The sequence below is a fragment of the Paenibacillus sp. FSL H8-0283 genome, from assembly GCF_045040675.1.
Classification (GTDB): Bacteria; Bacillota; Bacilli; order Paenibacillales; family Paenibacillaceae; genus Paenibacillus; species Paenibacillus amylolyticus.
Window position 1 is genome coordinate 6,039,953 of the sequence record NZ_CP150295.1, and the last position, 20,520, is coordinate 6,060,472.

The 20,520-nt window shown below is 45.8% G+C and carries 13 protein-coding genes; all 13 read right to left on the reverse strand.

The annotated features are described in order from the left end of the window. Window positions 1-6: 6 nt before the first annotated feature. The 13 genes from MHI52_RS26745 to MHI52_RS26805 all read right to left on the reverse strand — a co-directional run bounded on the left by MHI52_RS26745 (window position 7) and on the right by MHI52_RS26805 (window position 20,518). A complete protein-coding gene (locus MHI52_RS26745; protein WP_405157956.1) occupies window positions 7-2,388 on the reverse strand; it encodes a glycosyl hydrolase family 95 catalytic domain-containing protein in 2,382 nt (793 codons plus the stop codon). Between the two features lie 190 nt (window positions 2,389-2,578). Further along, window positions 2,579-4,276, reverse strand: coding sequence for an ABC transporter substrate-binding protein (locus MHI52_RS26750; protein ID WP_373865015.1), 1,698 nt, complete (start codon window positions 4,274-4,276; stop codon window positions 2,579-2,581). Window positions 4,277-4,597: 321 nt separating this feature from the next. Continuing rightward, complete coding sequence (locus MHI52_RS26755; RefSeq protein ID WP_340984230.1) at window positions 4,598-6,301, reverse strand: ABC transporter substrate-binding protein; 1,704 nt, start codon at window positions 6,299-6,301, stop codon at window positions 4,598-4,600. Window positions 6,302-6,677: 376 nt separating this feature from the next. Next, complete coding sequence (locus MHI52_RS26760; protein WP_282320204.1) at window positions 6,678-8,366, reverse strand: ABC transporter substrate-binding protein; 1,689 nt, start codon at window positions 8,364-8,366, stop codon at window positions 6,678-6,680. 186 nt (window positions 8,367-8,552) lie between these two features. Beyond that, window positions 8,553-9,455, reverse strand: a complete 903-nt coding sequence (locus MHI52_RS26765) for a carbohydrate ABC transporter permease (RefSeq protein ID WP_127546605.1) — start codon at window positions 9,453-9,455, stop codon at window positions 8,553-8,555. A 15-nt stretch (window positions 9,456-9,470) separates the two neighbouring features. Next, entirely contained in the window at window positions 9,471-10,454 is a 984-nt protein-coding gene (locus MHI52_RS26770) for a sugar ABC transporter permease (RefSeq protein WP_127546607.1), read from the reverse strand. Window positions 10,455-10,732: 278 nt separating this feature from the next. Next, window positions 10,733-13,642, reverse strand: a complete 2,910-nt coding sequence (locus tag MHI52_RS26775) for a glycoside hydrolase family 2 protein (protein WP_405157957.1) — start codon at window positions 13,640-13,642, stop codon at window positions 10,733-10,735. Window positions 13,643-13,817: 175 nt separating this feature from the next. After that, window positions 13,818-15,416 carry a response regulator transcription factor gene (locus MHI52_RS26780; protein WP_164783184.1) on the reverse strand — a complete coding sequence of 533 codons (1,599 nt, stop codon included), beginning with the start codon at window positions 15,414-15,416 and terminating at the stop codon, window positions 13,818-13,820. Further along, window positions 15,409-17,199: a sensor histidine kinase gene (locus MHI52_RS26785; RefSeq protein ID WP_405157958.1), complete on the reverse strand. Its 1,791-nt coding sequence runs from the start codon at window positions 17,197-17,199 to the stop codon at window positions 15,409-15,411. The genes MHI52_RS26780 and MHI52_RS26785 overlap by 8 nt, the downstream gene beginning before the upstream one ends. Window positions 17,200-17,527: 328 nt before the next feature. Further along, complete coding sequence (locus MHI52_RS26790) at window positions 17,528-17,950, reverse strand: OsmC family protein (RefSeq protein ID WP_036606882.1); 423 nt, start codon at window positions 17,948-17,950, stop codon at window positions 17,528-17,530. Between the two features lie 276 nt (window positions 17,951-18,226). Continuing rightward, the gene (locus MHI52_RS26795) at window positions 18,227-18,973 is read right to left on the reverse strand and encodes an amino acid ABC transporter ATP-binding protein (RefSeq protein ID WP_405157959.1); all 747 of its coding nucleotides are present in this window, start codon (window positions 18,971-18,973) and stop codon (window positions 18,227-18,229) included. A gap of 16 nt (window positions 18,974-18,989) precedes the next feature. After that, the gene (locus MHI52_RS26800; protein ID WP_017692207.1) at window positions 18,990-19,634 is read right to left on the reverse strand and encodes an amino acid ABC transporter permease; all 645 of its coding nucleotides are present in this window, start codon (window positions 19,632-19,634) and stop codon (window positions 18,990-18,992) included. Between the two features lie 32 nt (window positions 19,635-19,666). Then, complete coding sequence (locus MHI52_RS26805) at window positions 19,667-20,518, reverse strand: ABC transporter substrate-binding protein (RefSeq protein WP_076253558.1); 852 nt, start codon at window positions 20,516-20,518, stop codon at window positions 19,667-19,669. Window positions 20,519-20,520: the final 2 nt, after the last annotated feature.

Genomic DNA, 20,520 nt, shown 5'->3' on the forward strand with positions numbered 1-20,520 from the left:
TCCGTCTCATAATGACACGCGGATCGTCTGTCCTGCGGTCATGGTTAAAATAATTACATAATCGCCCTGAGGCGTAAGCTCTGCCTTGGCTTGTTCGTTTCCTTCCACACGCAGCGGATAAGCACTGCGAACGGTCAGCGTGTCACTTCGTTCTGCTTTGATGACTGCTGACGCAAGCTTGTTGTCCGCCCATGTTATTCCCACTGTATAACTACCTCTTGCACGAAGCCCTTCAACTCGACCTTGAGTCCAGAGTTCAGGCAGTGCCGGCAGTAAATGTAACTCGTTCAAGTGACTCTGCAACAACATCTCGGCTATTCCAGCCGTGCCTCCAAAGTTACCATCGATCTGGAACGGCGGATGATCGTCAAACAGATTCGGATGTGTGGATCGGGCCAGCAAGGTGCGCACAAACTGATGTGCCTGGCTGCCATCCAGCAGTCGTGCATACAGATTGATCAACCATGCACAGCTCCATCCTGTATGCCCACCACCTTGTGAGATACGACGTTCAAGCGATACCCTTGCAGCTTCCACAAGTTCTGGTGTGTGCACTCGATTGATCTGCTCTCCCGGATACAGTCCATACAGATGGGAGACGTGACGATGCCCTGGCTCGGATTCGGCAAAATCCTTAAACCACTCCAGCAATTGTCCTTCGCTTCCAATTCGGAATGGATAGAGTTTCTCCAGAGCCTCACTCCACTCGCTTGCCAACGACTCATCTATATTTAGTTGCTTCGAGGCCTCAATACAGCGGCTGAACAGTTCACGAATTAACGTCATATCCATCGTTGAAGCCATGGATATACTGCGTGCCTCCCCAGCATCTGTGAGAAACTTATTCTCTGGTGAAGTGGATGGAATCGTAACCAGATAACCATCGGGCCCTTCCACCAGCCAATCGAGACAGAACAGCGCCGCCTCTTTCATGATGGGATACGCACGTTCCTCAAGAAAACGCTGATCCCCGGTAAATTGGTAATGCTCCCATAGATGCGAGGTCAGCCACACGCCACCCATCGGCCAAAAAGCCCAGCTTGCATCTCCACCTGTCGGTGTAGAGGTTCTCCAGATATCCACGTTATGATGGGCAGTCCATCCACGGGCTCCATACAGAATCCGCGCCGTTCTTCGTCCTGTATCACTGAGATCGGTCAGCATATCAAACAGTGGCTCATGACATTCACTGAGATTACAGACTTCCGCTGGCCAGTAATTCATCTCCGTGTTGATGTTGATCGTGTAGTCACTGTGCCATGGCGGCTCTACCTGATGATTCCAGATTCCCTGCAGATTGGCAGGCTGGCTGCCCGGACGCGAACTAGCCATTAACAGATATCTTCCATATTGAAAATAAAGTGCCTCCAGTCCAGGGTCTTGTTGCCCTGCCTGATAAGCCTGCAGCCGCTCATCTGTAGGTAATTCGCCGTTAGCCGATACCCCTAAATCAATAGAGACTCTGTTAAACAACGCGCTATGATCCTGAATATGTCGGTCACGAAGCGCTTCCGCGCCATGTGTGGTCGCTTTGGAGATCATCTCCTTGCATTCCTCTTCCAATACAAGATGATCCTTCACAGGTAACACATCGTAACTCTCAAAGGAGGTAGCCGCTGCCAGATAAAACACAACCTGATCAGCACCCAGAATATGTAACTTGCCTTCCGGATTGGAGACCTTCACCTGGTCACCAGATGCCGTAAATGCTAGACGGACAGCATAAGCCGTTCCCCGATCCTCTTCATAGAGAACGGATTCCGGGTGATCTCCGAAGTAATTGGACTCCACATGACTTGGGCACCGACTGAACATGGTTAGAGCATCTCCCGAAGTCTCAACGCGATAAGGATGGGGACTGTCTAGCGTAACACTTACACTCACAGCGCCCTTCTGATCAGCAGTTAATGTGCAGACCATCAGATCATCCGAAGCACTTGAATACACTTCACGTACGTATTGAGTTCCTTCCAATGAGTAGGTTGTGGTTGCAATACCCGATTCCAGATCAAGCTCCCGTTCAAATGCATCATATGAAAGATCTTCCAGACCCTCATGGTGCAATAGAAAATGACCCATCGGCTGGTAAGCCTCCACATCACGACCAAGCATTTCACGGTTCAACAAATCCTCAGCTTCACCATACTGCCCAGACATGATCAACTCTCGCGTCTGCTTCAAATACCGCTGACTGCTGTATTGAATCGTATCCCGTGGAAACCCTGACCATAATGTATCTTCATTGAGCTGAATTCGTTCATCTGCTGCGCCACCGTACACCATGCCTCCAAGACGGCCGTTTCCGATGGGCAATGCTTCTTCCCAGCGTTTTGCCGGTTGTTGATACCATAGACGATTGATTTTAGGTTGGTTATTGTGTTGGGACATGATTAGCTCCTGTTCCTGAATAAGCTGTATATTTCTTATGTTATAAAACGTTTTCGGTAAGTGCTTACAATAATAAAATTATATGTGATTTCAAAATTTGCGTCAATGCAAATCATCACATCATTCCACAAAAAAAAGGCCCCGTATAGGGCCCTTTCCTTGTGTAACCATGGATCACAGACAATCCATATTATTTTACGTCTTTTCCTGTCCACAGAGAGACACGTTCCTTAACCCAAACCGTAAATTGTTTCTCCATTTCAACTGCACCCGCTTTGTCCAAATCAGCCAGTAAAGCATCATAGGTTGCATCAAAGTTTGCTGGTGTAGTCAGAACAGCTTCCGGAATCCGTTTACGGATGATATCCTGCGTTTTCTGGAACGTTACCTCATAGTCTGTACCGGAAGGTACGGACATGTTATACGCTGCGCCCCAATCCTTAACTGGCAGATCTTCTTCAGCCGGATAGAACTCTTTCCAAGTCGTGATACCGTAAGCTTTCAGCGTTTCTTTCTCTGCAGCCGTGTAACCAGCTACAATCTGCTCAGGGAAGTTTGTTGTGTAATAGTTATCCGTAGAATCTTTTACACCATCACCGTATCTTGCGCTAAATATGTTATACATCCCAATTCCTGTTTCCTTGCTGAAATTGGAGTTGTCATTCGTTTTGCGGTCCTGTACGTCATCTGGAATCACGCGTTTACCATCTTCTACGTTGTAATGTTCACCTTCGATACCCCAGTTTCTCAGAACTTGTCCTTCATCGGAAGCAAGCCAATCCATGAATTTGATGATACGCACTGGATCTTTGGCCGAAGTTGTAATCCCGATGCCATAACCGTCAAATCCGGCTGGTTGGAACGTGTGATCCACAATCTCATCGTTAAGTGATACAGAGAAGTGAGCGTATGTGGCATCATCCTTACCAGATGATTTAAGCGCGTTCTCCGCTTCTTGATAGTTCCACTCTTGGTCAATCAGACCGAGGACACGGCCACTGGCAATTTTGGACTTGTATTGGTCATCCTTTTGAACAAAGGCATCTTTGTCCAGTAGGCCTTCATTGTACATTTTATTCAACCAGCGGAAATATTCTCTTTCCTCTGGACGTTTATAGTGCAATTTGGCTTCATACGTTTCAGGGTCAATGTAATATTCACCATCATCCGGTGCACCTGTTGCCTGGAAAGCCGGGTTCGTTACCGTGATCATGATTTTCCAATCATCTGCATTCAATGTTAATGGAATGGTTGGTTGACCATCAATGGTTGGATGTTTTTCATAATAGGCTCTAAGTACATTCTCGTAATCCTCAAGTGTCTTCACTTCAGGATATCCGAGCTCTTTCAATACTCTTTGCTGAATTTCAAATCCACCTGTAGCGTCAAACGTAACATTATCAACACCCATATTGGTTGGAATGGTATAGATCGCTTGATCTTCCAAACTGTATTTCAAACGGTTCATCTGTTCCCCATAGATTTTTTTCAGATTGGGAGCATGCTCCTCAATCAGATCCGTGAGATCCAGCATCGCGCCTGCATCCACAAGCTTAGATAAGTTACCTTTAGGGTAGATCATATCAGGAAAGTCACCACTGGCAGCCATCAGTGCAATCTTCTGGTTACCACCATCGTTTACATCATATTCAGCTTCAATTGTCACGCCTGTTTGTTCCGTAATCTTTTTACCAACAGCATCTTGCATCTTGTTCCAGGTCGGACTAGCATCCCCCCCGAAGAACGTAACTGTAATTGGTTCGGTACCGCTGGACTCTGTAGTCTCTTTGGTTCCCGAATTCCCACAACCAGCTGTAACCAACATTGCACTTGCGAGCATCAACATTGCAAACGTCTTGGGTGTATTGCCTTTCATTTTGCCTCTCATTGTCTAGTTCCCCCTATTATTTATGAAGGTTTTATCTGTATAACAGGCTTTATGCCTGAGGATACCACTTTTTTTGAATGCGCTTTCGGTATCGTCTATTCCGACGTGTTCACTAAAGCTGACGTTTCGATTCTGCAAAAAGAAAGATTCTTCTTCTAACAAACGTAAAACGTTTTCGGAAATGAGATAAACCGCTTACTGAAAGTGCTTACATGATAGATTATAGGCTATCCATCACCTCACGTCAACAATAAAAAAAGCCCTTGAGAAAGGGCTTTTTTTGCTATGAAAATCCTTAACTTTAATGCTTGGTTTTCAAGCTTATTTCACATCTTTTCCAGTCCAGAGAGCTACACGTTCTTTGATCCAAACCGTGTATTGTTTCTCCATCTCCACTGCACCCGCTTTATCGAGTTCAGCCAGAAGACTATCATATACGCTGTCGAAGTTCTCAGGTTTGGCAAGGATCGCTTCTGGAATACGTTTACGTACGATATCCTGTGTTTTCTGGAACGTTACGTTGTAATCCGTGTCAGATGGTACAGGCATGTTGTATGCTGCGCCCCAATCTTTCAGCTTCAGATCATCTTCGGAAGGATAGAAATCTTTCCATGTTGTAATACCGTATGCTTTCAACGTTTCCTTCTCAGCGGCAGTGTAACCTGCTTGAATCTGTTCAGGGAAATTCGTTGTGTAATAGTTATCTGTGGCATCTTTCACACCATCACCGTATCTGGCGCTAAATACGTTATACATGCCTACGCCTGATTCTTTGGTAAAAGCAGAGTTATCATTGGTTTTGCGATCTTGTACGTCATCCGGAATGATGCGTTTACCATTCTCTACTTGGTAATGTTGGCCTTCAACACCCCAGTTTCTCAGGACCTGACCTTCCTCGGAAGCAAGCCAATCCATGAATTTGATGATACGTACCGGATCTTTGGCCGAAGTTGTGATTCCGATACCATAACCGTCAAATCCTGTCGGTTGGAACGTATGATCCACAATATCCTTGTTCAGGGATACGGAGAAGTGGGCATATGTTTTGTCGCCACCGTTAGATGATTTCAAAGCATTTTCCGCCTCACCATAGTTCCACTCTTGGTCAATTAGACCAAGTACACGGCCACTGGCAATTTTGGATTTGTATTGGTCATCCTTTTGAACAAATGTATCTTTATCAAGCAGACCCTCATTGTACATTTTGTTCAACCAACGGAAATATTCTTTTTCTTCAGGACGTTTGTAGTGTAGAACGGCTTCATACGTCTCAGGGTTGATATAATACTCACCGTCATCCGGTCCACCCGTAGCTTGGAATGCAGGGTTCGTTACCGTAATCATAATTTTCCAGTCATCTGCATTCAATGTTAACGGAATCGTCGGTTGACCATCAATCGTTGGATGTTTTTCATAATACGTTCTCAGTACGTTCTCGTAGTCCTCAAGCGTTTTTACTTCAGGGTAGCCAAGCTCTTTCAATACTCTTTGTTGAATTTCGAATCCGCCCGTAGCGTCAAATGAAACGTTATCTACACCCATGTTGGTCGGGATCGTGTAAATGGCTTGATCTTCCAAACTGTATTTCAGACGGTTCATCTGATCACCATAGATTTTTTTCAAGTTGGGAGCATGCTCCTCAATTAGATCGGTCAGGTCCAGCATCGCGCCTGCATCCACAAGCTTAGACAAGTTGCCTTTAGGATAGATAATATCAGGGTAATCACCACTGGCAGCCATCAAAGGAATCTTTTGGTCACCGCCATTATTCACATCATACTCAGCTTCAATTGTAACTCCCGTTGCCTTAGTAATTTCTTGACCGACAGCATCCTTCATGTTATTCCAGTTCGGACTCGCGTCTGCACCAAAGAATGTAAAGGTCACTGGACTGGTTGTATCTCCGGAATCAACCGGTTTCTCTGAAGCGTTAGTTCCTCCTCCACTGCCGCTGCATCCTGCTGTAATTGCAAGAGCACTGGCTAACAGAAGCATTGCGAATGTTTTTGGTGTTTTGCCCTTCATGTGTAATCCCCCTTATGGATATTAATGAAGCTGTATATTTGTATAACAGGCTGACCTGCACATACCGTGACCAGATGAAACAAATGTAATTTTCTTGTTTTTATAACATTAGAAGCGTTTTCTTAAAAAATAAAAAAATGTTCTTCTTTCCTTATTTCCTCTTCATTCTGCAAATGTTTACTTTGAGATTCAGGTGTATGCCACGTGTTGTACAAGCAAATGTAAGTGCTTTCATACTTGAATAATAATCGCTCCTATATCCCTTGTCAATAGTGAATTTATAAAATTGAAAACGTTTTTTAGAAAACGTTTTAGATAAAAAAAGAACCCAAATATTCTGGGTTCTTTTTCGTTTTAGATCTGAATTGCTAATCGTTTATTTAGCCTCTTCACCGCTCCACAATTGAACACGGTTTTGAACGAGTTCTGTATATTGTTTCTCCATATCCTCTGCTCCTGCTTGGTTCACTTCTGCAATCATGCCGTCATAGATCGCATCGAACTGTTCAGGAGTACTCAGAATGGCTTCCGGGATACGTTTCCGAATGATATCCTGTGTTTTCTTGAAGATGACGTTGTAGTTGGAGTCACCTGGTGTTGGCAGATTGTATGCTGCTCCCCATGGTTTGATTGGGAATTCATCTTCACTCGGGAACAGATCTTTCCACGTCGTAGCACCGTAAGCTTTGAGTGTTTCTTTCTCTGCATCGGAATATGCTGCCACGATCTGTTCAGGGAAATTCGTAGTGTAGTAGTTATCCGTTGAATCCTTCACACCGTCTCCATAGTGACCGGACATATTGGTGTACAGTCCAATACCCGTTTCTTTCTGGAATACGGCTGCATTATTGGTTTTCTGATCCAGAATGTCGGCAGGAATGACACGTTTGCCGTCCTGCACTTCATACTGTTTGCCCTCAATTCCCCAGTTCATCAGCACTTGCCCTTCTTCAGAAGCCAGGTAATCGAAGAATTTGATCGTACGAACCGGGTCAGGATTCGATGTTGTAATCCCTACACCCCAACCGGATACAAAACCAGGGTCTTGGTAGGCATGATCCTTGATATCCTCGGACAGGGTTACTGGAAAGTGTGAATACGTTGCTTCAGTCTTACCAGCGGATTTCAATGCATTTTCTGCATCGGAATATCCCCAATCCTGGTCAATGACACCCAGAACACGTCCACTTGCAATTTTGGATTTGTATTGGTCTGTTTTCTGGATAAAGCTGTCCTGATCCAGCAATCCAGTGTTGTACATATGGTTCAACCAGCGGAAGTATTCTTTTTCCTCTGGACGTTTGTAATGCAGACTTGCTTCATACGTCTCTGGATCGATGTAGTATTCACCATCATCCGGAGCTCCTGTTGCCTGGAAGGCTGGGTTCGTTACGGTAATCATGATTCTCCAATCATCCGCGTCCAGTGTTAACGGGATGGTTGGCTGACCATCAATTGTTGGGTGTTTTTCTTTGTACGCCTTCAATACATTCTCGTAATCCTGAAGTGTACGTACTTCCGGATATCCGAGTTCTTTCAGTACACGGTGCTGAATGCCAAATCCACCACCTGCATCAAAGTACTTTTGGTCTACCGCATAATACGTTGGCAGCACATAAATAGCCTGATCTTCATTACTGTATTTCAACCGGTCCATGTAATTACCATACAGCTTCTTCAGATTGGGAGCATATTGGTCGATCAGATCTGTCAGATCGAGCATTGCTCCGGCATCCACCAGTTTGCTGAGTTCTCCTTTGGGGGAGACAATATCCGGATAGTCTCCGCTCGCCGCCATTAAGGATATTTTATCTTGACCACCACTAACGGCAAATTCACCGTTAAGGGTTATCCCTGTTTTTTCCGTAAGGACTTTACCTACTTCATCCTTCATGCCATTCCAGTTCGGACTGGGGTCAACGCTGAAGAAATCAAAAGTAAGTGGAGTTGTCTCTGCGCTTGTATCCTTGAACGACGTATCACTGCCGCTTCCTCCACCGCAACCTGCGAGTAAAGACATTGCAAGCACTGGTGCCAGTGCAATCTTCATTTTGGAACTTGCCATAATGGTAATCCTCCCTGTTTCATATGTCTGTTTGTCCGGGACTTTTTTGTCCCTGTCTATAGCTTCATGAATACCACACCGCAGCCCTATACGGTGAAGCACAGACCAAATGGCTGCGCTTCGGGTATCCTGATGCTTCATTTGTAGATGTACGGCCGCTCTATGTGGCAGCCTGTACCCTATTGTTTAACCTTTTACTGCGCCCAGTGTCATACCACCAACAAAGTACTTCTGAAGGAATGGATATACAATGAGGATTGGAACCGTCACAACGATCGTAATCGCCATTTTGATCGATTCCGGTGAAATCTGTGTCATTTGCTGCGCCATATCATTGGCATTTCGTCCAGCACCTGAGCCCTGCTGTGTACTTTGCAATACTTTCATCAGCTCATATTGGAGCGTGGTCAGATGTGCCTTTGAACCATTATACAGGTACGTATCAAACCACGCATTCCATTGACCTACAGCCAGGAACAATGCGATGGTAGCAAGCACTGGTTTACACAGTGGCAAGATGATTCTGTAATAGATTGTAAAGTCATTCGCTCCATCCAGCTTCGCGGATTCCTGCAATGAGTATGGCAGGCCATCAATGAATGAACGGATGATAAACACGTTAAATGCACTGATCATGCCAGGCAATACATATACCCAGAATGTACCGATCAGGTCCAAGTCACGCATCAGGATGTATACCGGAATCAGACCACCGGAGAAATACATCGTGAGTGCGAGTGTTGTGGATACAAATTTTCTAAGTCCAAAGTCAGGTCTGCTCAGTGTAAAGGCGATCATAGATGAACTGATCAATCCGAGCACGGTACCTACAAGTGTACGCAGAATGGATATCTGCAAACCTTGTAACAATCCATCATATTGGAAAATCGTTTTGTAGTTCTGTAATGTGAATTCGCGAGGCCACAAGTAAATTCCGCCACGTACTGTATCTGTCGAGTTATTGAGTGAGATGGCTAGTACGTTAAGGAATGGATAAAGTGTTACAACCAGCACCATGGTCATCGCGAGGATGTTGAATATATCGAACAGTTTATCGCCCCGAGTAGCATTGAATGCTTTGTTCGCCATAATGTCGTCCCCTCCCTACATGATGCTTTCTTTTGTGAATTTTTTGAACAAGCCGTTCGCAGTAAACAGAAGGATGATACTGACAACGGAGTTGAATATACCTATGGCTGTACCATACGAGAATCGTCCCATATTCAAACCATAATTGAGCGCATATAGATCAAGTACTTCCGAGTAGTCTGTGACCAGACTGTTTTGTAGCAAAAATTGCTTCTCGAAACCGATACTGATAAGATGTCCAATCGACATGATGAAAAGTACAGAAATCGTGGTCCGTATGCCAGGCAGCGTAATATGCCACATCTGTCTCCAGCGGTTGGCTCCATCTACACGGGAGGCTTCATACAGCTCATTGTCGATACCTGTAATCGCCGCCAGATAGATGATGGCATTCCAACCGGTTTCCTTCCACATATCTGAAGCGGTTACAATGTACCAGAACAAGTTCCCCTTGGCCATGAATTGGATCGGCTGATCGATAATGTTCAGTCCTACCAATAGATCATTGATAATCCCTCCATCGGTGGAGAGCATCTTCGTAATGATCCCGGCTACAACAACCCAGGATACAAAGTGAGGCAGATATGATACCGTTTGCACGGCACGTTTGAAGAACATGCCTCTCATTTCATTCAGGAGAATAGCGAAGAATATCGGTACGATAAAACCGACAACTAGTCCCATCAAGCTCATTGCAAGCGTATTCCGAAGTACCAGATAGAAACGATCATCACTGAACAGCTCTACAAAGTGTTTAAAACCAACCCACTCTTGATCACCAAATGATCTGGCAGGTTTATAATTTTGGAAAGCCATCGTCCATCCCCATAGTGGCAGATAGTTAAATACGAAAACCCAAGCTACGAATGGCAATGACATGAGATAGAGATATTTCTGCTGTTTCATTCTGTCCCAAATTCCGTTCCGCCGATTCTTTAAAGGCGGTTTGGGGTCACTGCTTCTGTTCGCGGAAGCGGATTTTTTTGTTAGCGTTTCCATCTCCGTTCCCCCTCCTCTGTTTTATAAAATAATCATACTCGATAGAGCGTTTTCAAAATACCATCTGGATTTTAGAGAAAATCATATAAAAATTAGATATAGACATATATAATCAGACATTAATTCGTTAAAATCAGTGATAAATTCTACTTTCAAATGATATAAAAGTAATATTAAGGTAAAATAATATCTAAAGTGGTAAATATCGAAAACGTTTTATAGTAATCGTTTACTTCAATTACATGGCATACAAAAAGGACCCTTTCGGGTCCCTCTGATTACAATGTAAATTGAATGGTTTGCAGTTTAACGATGCCGAGTAATTGCGCTACAGATATGGAGGTTGCTGGACGGAATTGATCTCCATTCAAATACGCAAGTATCTCCTGAAATAAATAGGCGGCTTCCGGACGCTTCATTACAGCCAGATTGGCAAACGGAAGTGAGGATATCAAAATCTTGCCCTTCCCTACTTTTGCCTCAAAGGCATAAGCAAGTCGTTTGGCCCGATGGAAATGGTCCACCACTTCAATCAGCGGCTCCACCCCAGGCAACGTATCCAAACATATCGCTGGTGTACCGTTCACCAAGTGATACCAATGCCAGTCCGAAGCCCCATCATGCGGGAAGGAGCCTAGTAGTGCTAGCTGATCTCTCAAATACATGCCCATCGTTGCACCAGGCTGTGTAGCAAACATCAGGTAATTCCAGAATACAGGCAGATACTTGGTCTCCACTGAATCATATAACCCTTCTGCGGTTGCCTGTAGCCAAACACTTCCCCCGTTGACCACATAATCAACGACATTGGGTGTTAACGACTGAACGATAACCAAGTCAATCTCCCGATTTTTCAACAACTGGAATCCATCGATGCGATCTACGCAATCATCATGCGCTTCACCCAATAATGGCTTCAACTCTGCCACGGTATTCCAGAACCGATTCGAATCCGGATGAGACTCGTAAAAAGGAAACGACCAGCCAGTCCATACATTCGCTACAGTTCTTTCCGAATCGCCTGATATCAGCTCCGCCTCGATCCGAAAAGCTGCTGCCCCTTCATGAGGAGCGGTAGCGACGATGCTTCCCAGTGACATGACAGACCCACATTGGATATCTCCGGTCTTCCATTCTCCTTCAGTGAGTATCACATCATCGCTTATTAACCTCCACTGAATGACCGCGTCCTCAAGCGGCTCCTTACCGTAGTGAGAGATGCGTACATCGACATGAATGGATTCTCCGGCGTAAAATGTACGCTCTTTGCAGCTTAACAACAGCACCACATCTGCGTTGAAACACATGAATTCTTCTGGTGTTGTAATGCCTTTGTCATCCCAAAATACATCCAGAATGCCCGTCGTAGCATGTCCCTGTCCTGGAAAATCGCGAATGTCCAGAAGCTGTACCCCCGCAGCGTCCGGTGTTCGCCGAATTCGCTCCATGGCTTCTTTTAAGGAACGTACCAGATGGGTACCACTGACCTGTTGAAAATGCTCCAGGTCCTCGATCATGCCTTTGTTTGTTAACGATTCTTCGATCGGTCGTAACCAGCTAGGACGCAATACGCCAGTATACTTCGCTCGCTCTTGGGGCCGCACATACATGGTGTACTGTGCATGTTCGTGCCCAATGACGGGATGCTCCGCGAGCCGAGTGACTGCATGATAGTCCAGCGTGGTATCCGGCACAGCAGAATATGCAGATTCCAACGGGGGATGCCAGTTCAACGACTGAATATAATAATCACCTTCCCGCCCTTGCGCCGGAAGCTGTCCAAAACCTGTATTGTCCGTATATAACCGGGTCGGGTCCATATCCCTTGCCCTCGATACTAATGCATTGAGTTCAGGGTGGCCATTCGGACCAATGAGTTCATTCCCCATGGAGAACATGACGAATGAAGGATGTCTATGCAGCGACTGAAGCAGCCCGTCCAGTTCTTGTGTCAGATAGGACAATACTTCAGCTGGCGCAGACTGATCCGATTGCTCAAAGAAACGAGACCAATGGGGAAGTTCTGCCTGTACCAGCATGCCCGCTTCATCAGCCGCCTCCCAGAAAGGCTCCGGCGCGCTCCACCCATGCAGTCGGACATGGTTGAAGCCATACGATCTGGCGATTCGAAATTGCTGAAGATAATGCTCCTTGTCCCAGACGGGATAACCCGTCAGTGGGAAGATACAGCAATCGACGTACCCACGCAGGTATACTGGTATTCCATTCAGTTCAAGCTGCTTCCCGTTTGATGCAAAGGAGCGTACACCAAATGATTGCTCCAGCCGATCCAGCTCCTGTTCACTGTCATGGAGACGGATCACAGCCTTGTATAATTCAGGAGATTCATCCGACCATCTTGCGATAGACTTCTCTGTTCCAAGTTCCAATCGCCACTGATCTATTACAGCGTTGCTTTCAGTTACACCTGCTGAGCTAATATCCACATGTGATGGATCACTCAGATTAACATTACAACTATATCGATCAAGCCATGTGCCGTCCGGATGCTGGATATCCACATGTAATTGCATCGATCTAGCGGAATCATTTGCGGGAGCGCTTACAGTACAATCAACCAGAATGGTTCCGTTCTCAGCATCTGGTTGAATACGTAACGTCTGTAATCGGAATGGGGGAAAGCTGTCCAGATAAACACCACCCGTGATTCCACCCCAGGCTGTGGCCGTATGTAATGAATGAATATGGCTACCTGCCAGGGGAAGTTTCATCGTATTATCCACGCGAATCTCTATCCGATTCACTTCCCCCTGCTTCACCAGAGAGGTAACATCCCACTTCTGTAGATTCACCAGACTATCCTGCTGCCCGGCATACTGTCCATTGATCCAGAGATGCGTTGTCCATCGGACACCTTCCAATCTGAATACATAGTGGCATCCGGGATCGTCTGATGGAACATGAACATCCTGAGCATACCAGGCTGAGCCTTCATATTCGCGTACCTTGGTCCAAGTATCGAGCCTTTCGTATTCAGGCTCATCTCCGTATCCTTGCTCTTCCCATGAACCGGGAATCTGAATGGTCTCCCATGATGTATTTTTACACTGTGAAGGCGGTAATATCTCTTGTTCAACGAGTATATCGGACTCCTGATCCAAACAAAACTGCCATGTTCCATTTAAGTTCAATGGTTGACGTACAGCGCCTATATCAGACAAATTCATATCGTATAGCCATCCCTTCATCTGGATTCTTGTAAATCCAGTCTAAAATGTGAAGCATTCGGTGACCATTGCTTATCATGGGAAGTGCATGGACAATATGATGAATCTGGAAATTTCTCAGGAATATCGAAAACGTTTTACACAATAGGTAGGGGCAAGGCCCAGTACTCCATACTTATTCCTCGTTTATATCCGTAGCCGTTCCTTTAATTGATGATTGGGTTCTGGCCTGTTTGTAAGCGGAGGGGGATTCCCCTACATATTTCTTGAACTTACCGTGGAAGTAGTCCACATTAGCATATCCCACTCTCGCCGCGACCTGATGGACCTTCAGTCCTTCGTCCAGCAATTCCTTGGCCTTTTCCATACGAACCTTGTCCAGAAATGCATTGAAATATTCTCCAGTATGATTCTTGAACAACTTACCCAAGTAACTGCTGTTATAGTTAAACACTTCTGCCAGCACTTCGAGCTTGAGATTCTCGCCAGGGTTACGCTGGATAAATTCAATCATCTGTTTCAATACAGTATCCTTGCTTCCCCCACCCATACGTTGAATAAGTCGATTCAAATGTTCCGATGCCATGACTTTGAGATCAGACATCGTAAATTGATGATAGACTTCATTAATCAGAACCGAATGTTCCTGCATAATGGAGTGCATATGTTGATTCGTCGCTGCAAGTTTGTTGAACGCCAGGGAAAATACCTGTGAGAACGCCGTCTTAATCGCTTGCTCTGTTCGGTGATATGGAACCAGGCGCTCTTCCATCTCACCCAGCACCCGCATAACGGACTCACTACTGCGGATGTCTAACGCATAATACAGCTTGTCCGCGAGTTCGTCCTCAACTGGCTCATGTGCTCCGTCCACAGCTTCAACTTCTGGTTTAACAACGCTTTGGCCTTCGCTGCCTTCAGTCCACAGAATGATGCGTTGCTCCGTGAACAAGAAGCGTTCCCCGAGTAAACGATTTGCCTGCGTGTATGACTGCGCAATTTCAGAAGTGGAGTGTACGGGTTCTCCTGCAGCACCATACATGTGAACCTCCCATTCTCCCAGCAGTCCTTCCAGCTCATCATACAGATTCCTTGCAGATGACTCGGATGTGATTATTTCCTTACTTAACAGTCCCAGACCAGAATGGAACGAGAATACAATGCCTCGGTCTTTATGGTCAAATGCTTCAATCAGTTTGCGTTTCATAACACTTCCCCGTTGCAGGTCGGGGGTTACATGCATCTCAAGCAGCACAATCTGATAGTGAGGCCAATGTAGCCCCAGACTATCTTCTTCCATGCTACCCGCACCCTCCAGACTGTCAAAGAGCAAAGCCTCGATCTGATGCTCCCGAAAGACGATATCTTCACCAGCATGACGTGCCATTGTCTCTCGTTCACGGGTCAGGATTGTAGCAATACGCTCCAGTTCACCAATAATCTCTTCTTCATCCACCGGTTTGAGCAGATAACCATCCACACCAAAACTGATGGCTTTTTTGGCATAATCAAAATCCGCATAACCGCTCAATATCAAAAAGTGCGAATCCGGATGATTCCGGCGCACTTCTTCAATCACATCCAGCCCGGTCATACCGGGCATGCGAATATCAATAATCGTCAGATCAGGCTCCAATTCCTCAAACCGGGAGATGGCCTCACGCCCGCTGGCAGCTGTAGCAATGACCTGGAATCCGTATTTTTCCCACTCGATAATGGTTGTCAGTCCCTCACGTATGCTCGGTTCGTCATCCACCAAAAACACTTTATACATGTTGGTCCCCTCCTGCTGGCAAAGTGAAAGAAACCTCTGTTCCTTCCCCATATACACTCTTAATCTGCAATCCATATGGCTCCCCGTACGTCAATGTTAAGCGTTGATGTACATTACGCATGCCGATCCGACTCTTCTCCTGCTCCTCCGGTCCACAGATAAACTGCATCACCTCAGCCAGTCGTTCTGGCGTTATGCCTGCACCATTGTCATCCACACGGATCTGCACAATGTTCTCTACTAAACGAATACTTATGTGAACACGGACTGTGCCCTCTTTGTTCTCCAGCCCATGGACAATCGCATTCTCAACCAGAGGTTGAATAATCAAAGGCGGAATGTACATCTTCTCCACCTCGGGATCGATATGGATCTGGAATGCAAGGCGGTCGCCGTAACGAAATTTTTGAATTTCCAAATATGAACGTACCATTTCAAGTTCAGCCCGGAAAGTTGTTTTTCCACTGCCAATCTCCAGACTCTTGCGCATCAGCTTGCCTAACAGCCTGACGATGTTAGCAATCTCTGCTTCTCCCTTAATATGCGCTTTCATCCGAATGGACTCCAGTGCATTAAACAAGAAATGTGGATTGATCTGGCTCGCCATCATTTTCAGTTTAATCTCTTTTTGGGCGATTTCCAATTGATTGTTCTGTTCGGTCGCTTCTACCACCTGCGTCATGAGTTCATTGATACTTTTCACCATATAGTTGAACTGTCGTGACAGTTGTCCAATTTCATCGTTTCCATCAATTCTTGAAGTCACGTTCAGGTCGCCTAATGCAAGCTTGTTGAGGTGTTTACTCAGCCGGAGCAATCGGTTCGAAGTGAGGAACGAGATGATATATACGAATAGTAGGGCGATCACCAGCACAAGGATAATGAAAATCATGCCAATCAAGCTGACCGTGTTGGCGTCTTTGACGATATTTTTGGTGGCAAAAACCGAAATCACCTTCAGGCTATTCATACTCGATCCAGGGCCCAGCTCATCAATAACAATATTAGACGGTTCCCCCCGGAAATCACCCTCTATGGTGCCTTTCGCCTGATTCTGCAGATTAACACCAAAATCAAGTTCGTCCAGCGTTTTACCCACCAGTTCGGTATTCTTGGCTGCAACCACATACCCCTGCTCGTCCGTAATCATCGTCTCAAACTGTTCCTGACGCAACAATCCATTCAGCTCATCCTGATTGATCACAATCATCAACACACCCTCTGTCCGATACTCGGCAAAAGGTACTTTGCGCACCAGACTGAGCTTGTGTACAGGATTATCTTCCTTGTCCGGAATGTAGAACCAACCGATGCTGGTTGTTTTCAGTGCCTGTTGGTACCAGTAGCTCTCTTCCGTCTGCTTGTCTACCGGGATGAACTCGAGGTTGTTGATCAATGTTGGGTTAGTTGAGTAAAAACGAATGCCCGCTATCTCACGGTACAAACGCCTGTACTCCTGAAAGTCTTTGTATGCAAGATACGCTGAGGTTAACTCCACAACGCTCTTGTACCGTTTATTCACGATCTCCTTGAGATCCGCATTAAACATTAATAGATTTGATATATCGGTTGGTACACGAAGCATGGTTGCCGTCTGGCTCTTGATTTTGTCCACATTGATGATCGTCTGTCCTATCGCATTGTCCAGGGCTTGCTGGCGAAAATAACTGGTCACAGCAAGACCAACAATCAGAACCGGAATCATGACAACCAGTACATAGGAAATGAGCAATTTATGCTTTAATTTGAGATTATTAGTGGTTCGTATCAACCTTTTCAACATGTCTGCACCTTCCGTCATCTGTATAAGCGCTTACATATAAACAGCAGGATCAGGATGTTCTGTCCTCAGAATTAATCATACCACATAACCGTCAGAATTCGGATTGTCATTGCAATGGGTACTATATTGCCAGGCTGTAAGCCAACCTACCTCTAGTAGAAGAGGCCGCCATTAACATGGCGACCGGGCTTACCGAATTATTTTCTACTGACAGAAGTTTAGTGACTCCTAGATGGGCGAAATCCCTGTTGAAGTGTTGGAAAAGCCAAAAAAGGCACTCCCACGATTGGAAGTGCCTTCTCAGTATAAGAGATTTACTCATATGTTATTAAGGACGAGGTGTACTTACCCCATTGAGGATCAGTTTAGGATGAATATCGGCGCTCAACGAAGCGGAAACTGCACAATATTTTTCCTCAGCCATCTGGATGGCTTTCCAGATGCGATAATCCGGGATATCGCCATCCACTTTGAAGATCAGATCAATGGATGTGAAGCCTTTGGGCATCTCTTCACTGCGTGTGCCTTGCGCTTCAATCTCAATCGACTCAATTTTGTCCAGGAAAGCGTCCAGAATCATCGTAATATCGATTCCCATACAGCCCCCGAGACCCGCCAGTAACAATTCCATCGGGGTCGCACCCTTGCTGTCACCACCATAAGCAGCAGTGGCATCCATGCCAACCGCGTAGCCAGAGGGTCCTTCGGAAGTAAACGCACGTTTGCCTTTCCATACGGTTGTTACATTCATGATGTTATCCTTCTTTCTCACAATAGTTTAAGTTCAAGCGAAAAAGGTTTGCACTTGCCACTCCGATGACAGAATAACCTTCCGATCGCTGTTATCCCCAGATTTTTTTGATTCCCTTCTTCAAGGGAAAATCAGGGGATAAAGGCGCACGCTCCGCTTCTTCAGGTTTCTTCTGTCCTCTCCGTTCTTGTGCAAAAAGTTTAGTTGAACTGATATCGTCACGACCTTAAATACCCGCTCCGGGTACGTTCGTTCTTCCGATCGCTGTTATCTTTATCAAAATTCAGTAATTTGTTGCAAGAAACGGCGGGTGCGTTCTTGCGTTGGATGTTCAAAAAAGGCCTGTGGACTTGCCTCTTCTACAATCGATCCATCCGCCATAAAGACGATTTTGTTCGCCACATTACGGGCAAACTTCAATTCATGTGTCACAACAAGCATCGTCATGCCTTCCTCTGCCAGCTCCTTCATGACGGAAAGCACCTCTCCGACCAATTCAGGATCAAGAGCTGAAGTTGGCTCATCAAACAGCATCACTTCCGGCTCCATCGCAAGTGCACGTGCAATGGCTACCCGCTGTTGTTGCCCACCAGACAATCGGGACGGATACTGATCTTGCTTGTCCGACAGGCCCACCCGATCCAGAAGAATCCGGCCGCGTTCAGCTGCTTCGTCACGCTTGATTTTTTTTACCGTAACGAGACCTTCCATCACATTACCCAACACTGTCTTGTGCGGATACAGATTGAATTGCTGGAATACCATGCCGGTCTGGCGACGAATCTCCAGTACCCGGGCACGTTGGACTCGCAGCGGATCTGCGCTGTTGACCACAATGCCGTTCACTTCGATCTGTCCTCCGGACAACTCTTCGAGTCCATTCAGACAGCGCAGCAAGGTACTCTTGCCTGAACCACTTGGGCCGAGCAATACAACAATATCTTTGGCATCGACATGAAGATCGATGTTCGTAAGTACTTCATTTTGCTGAAAACGTTTGGTAAGTCCAGTTGTTGTAATCATCGGTTCTCTCCTCCCATCAGTAAGCCCGGGCCAACCGGCGCTCCACTTGTTCCAGAATGGCCGAGAAGCCGATACTCATAATCCAATAGATCACACCAATAGCCAGATAAAAAGGCATATTCAATGCATATTGCGATACCAGCAGTTGTGCTGAACGCAACAACTCGGTAACACCAATCGCCGCCACAAGTGATGTTTCCTTCAACATGCCAATAAACGTGTTCCCCATCGGCGGGATGGCAATGCGCACAGCCTGCGGGAAGATAATGCGTCTCATCGCTTGAGCCGGTGTCATTCCCGTTGCATATGCAGCTTCTGTCTGTCCTTTAGGCACAGCCTGAATGGCTCCACGGAACGTCTCCGACAGAAATGCACCTGCATTCAGACTCAATCCCAGACATGCAGCCGTGAGTGATCCCAAGGTCACTCCATAATCGACCAATCCGTAATAAATAACGAATAATTGCACCAGCAGCGGGGTTCCCCGCATGATGGATACATAAAACCTTGCGATCAACCTAAGCCACATCGGTCCCTTCAGACGAGCAATCGCAACAAGGACTCCGATGATGAACGCAAAAAACATGGAGATCACTGTTACATACAGCGTATAATAAGCCCCCTTCAGAAAGAAGGGGATATTCTCAAATACCAGTTCCATGGGTCAAATCTTCCCTTCGCCTTGCAGGTTCATTATTGCGCAGGCTCTTCACCAAACCATTTTTTGAAAATGGTATTGTACGTGCCATCATCTTTCATGCCTTTGAGAGCATCATTCAGTGCTGCTACGAGTTCCGGATTGTCTTTGCGAACAGCAATACCTGCCTGGTCACTCTTAATAGCTTCACCTACAGCTTTGATATTCAATCCGTTGGCATCCACAATCGGTTTCAGAGCATACATATTGTTGATTGTTGCGTCAATCCGCCCAGCATTCAGATCTTTGAGTGAAGAGATGACATCGTCATAGGTTTTGATCGTGAAGTCTCCCACTTTTGGCAACACTTCATTACGCAGATATGATTCATCATTTGTACCCAGACCTACGCCAATCGTTTTACCTTTGAAGTCTTCCAGTTTGGTAATATCGTTATTGTCTTCTTTTACAATAATTTTAACTTGGTTCGTAATATACGGATCACTGAAATCCAGTACTTTCTTACGATCATCGGTAATGGTCATCTGGCTGATAATGGCATCAAGCTTCTTCGCTTGCAGACTTGGTGTCAAACCGGAGAACTCTTGGGATACAAATTCAACCTCAACCCCAAGACGCTTCGCAACTTCACGTGCGATATCGGCATCGTAGCCGTCCATTTCTTTCTTATCGTTCAGGAAGTTGTACGGTGCGTATGTGCCCATCATGCCCACTTTGATAACGCCAGCCGACTTGATCTGTTCCAGTTCATTACTTGCCTGTGCACCATTTGTGCTTCCACCATCTGTTGCCTTACTTCCACAAGCACTAAGTACCAGCACGGTCATCAGCAGAATTGCTGTCAAAGACCAGCCTTTACGAGTTTTCGATCCATATGTGTTGTTCATTA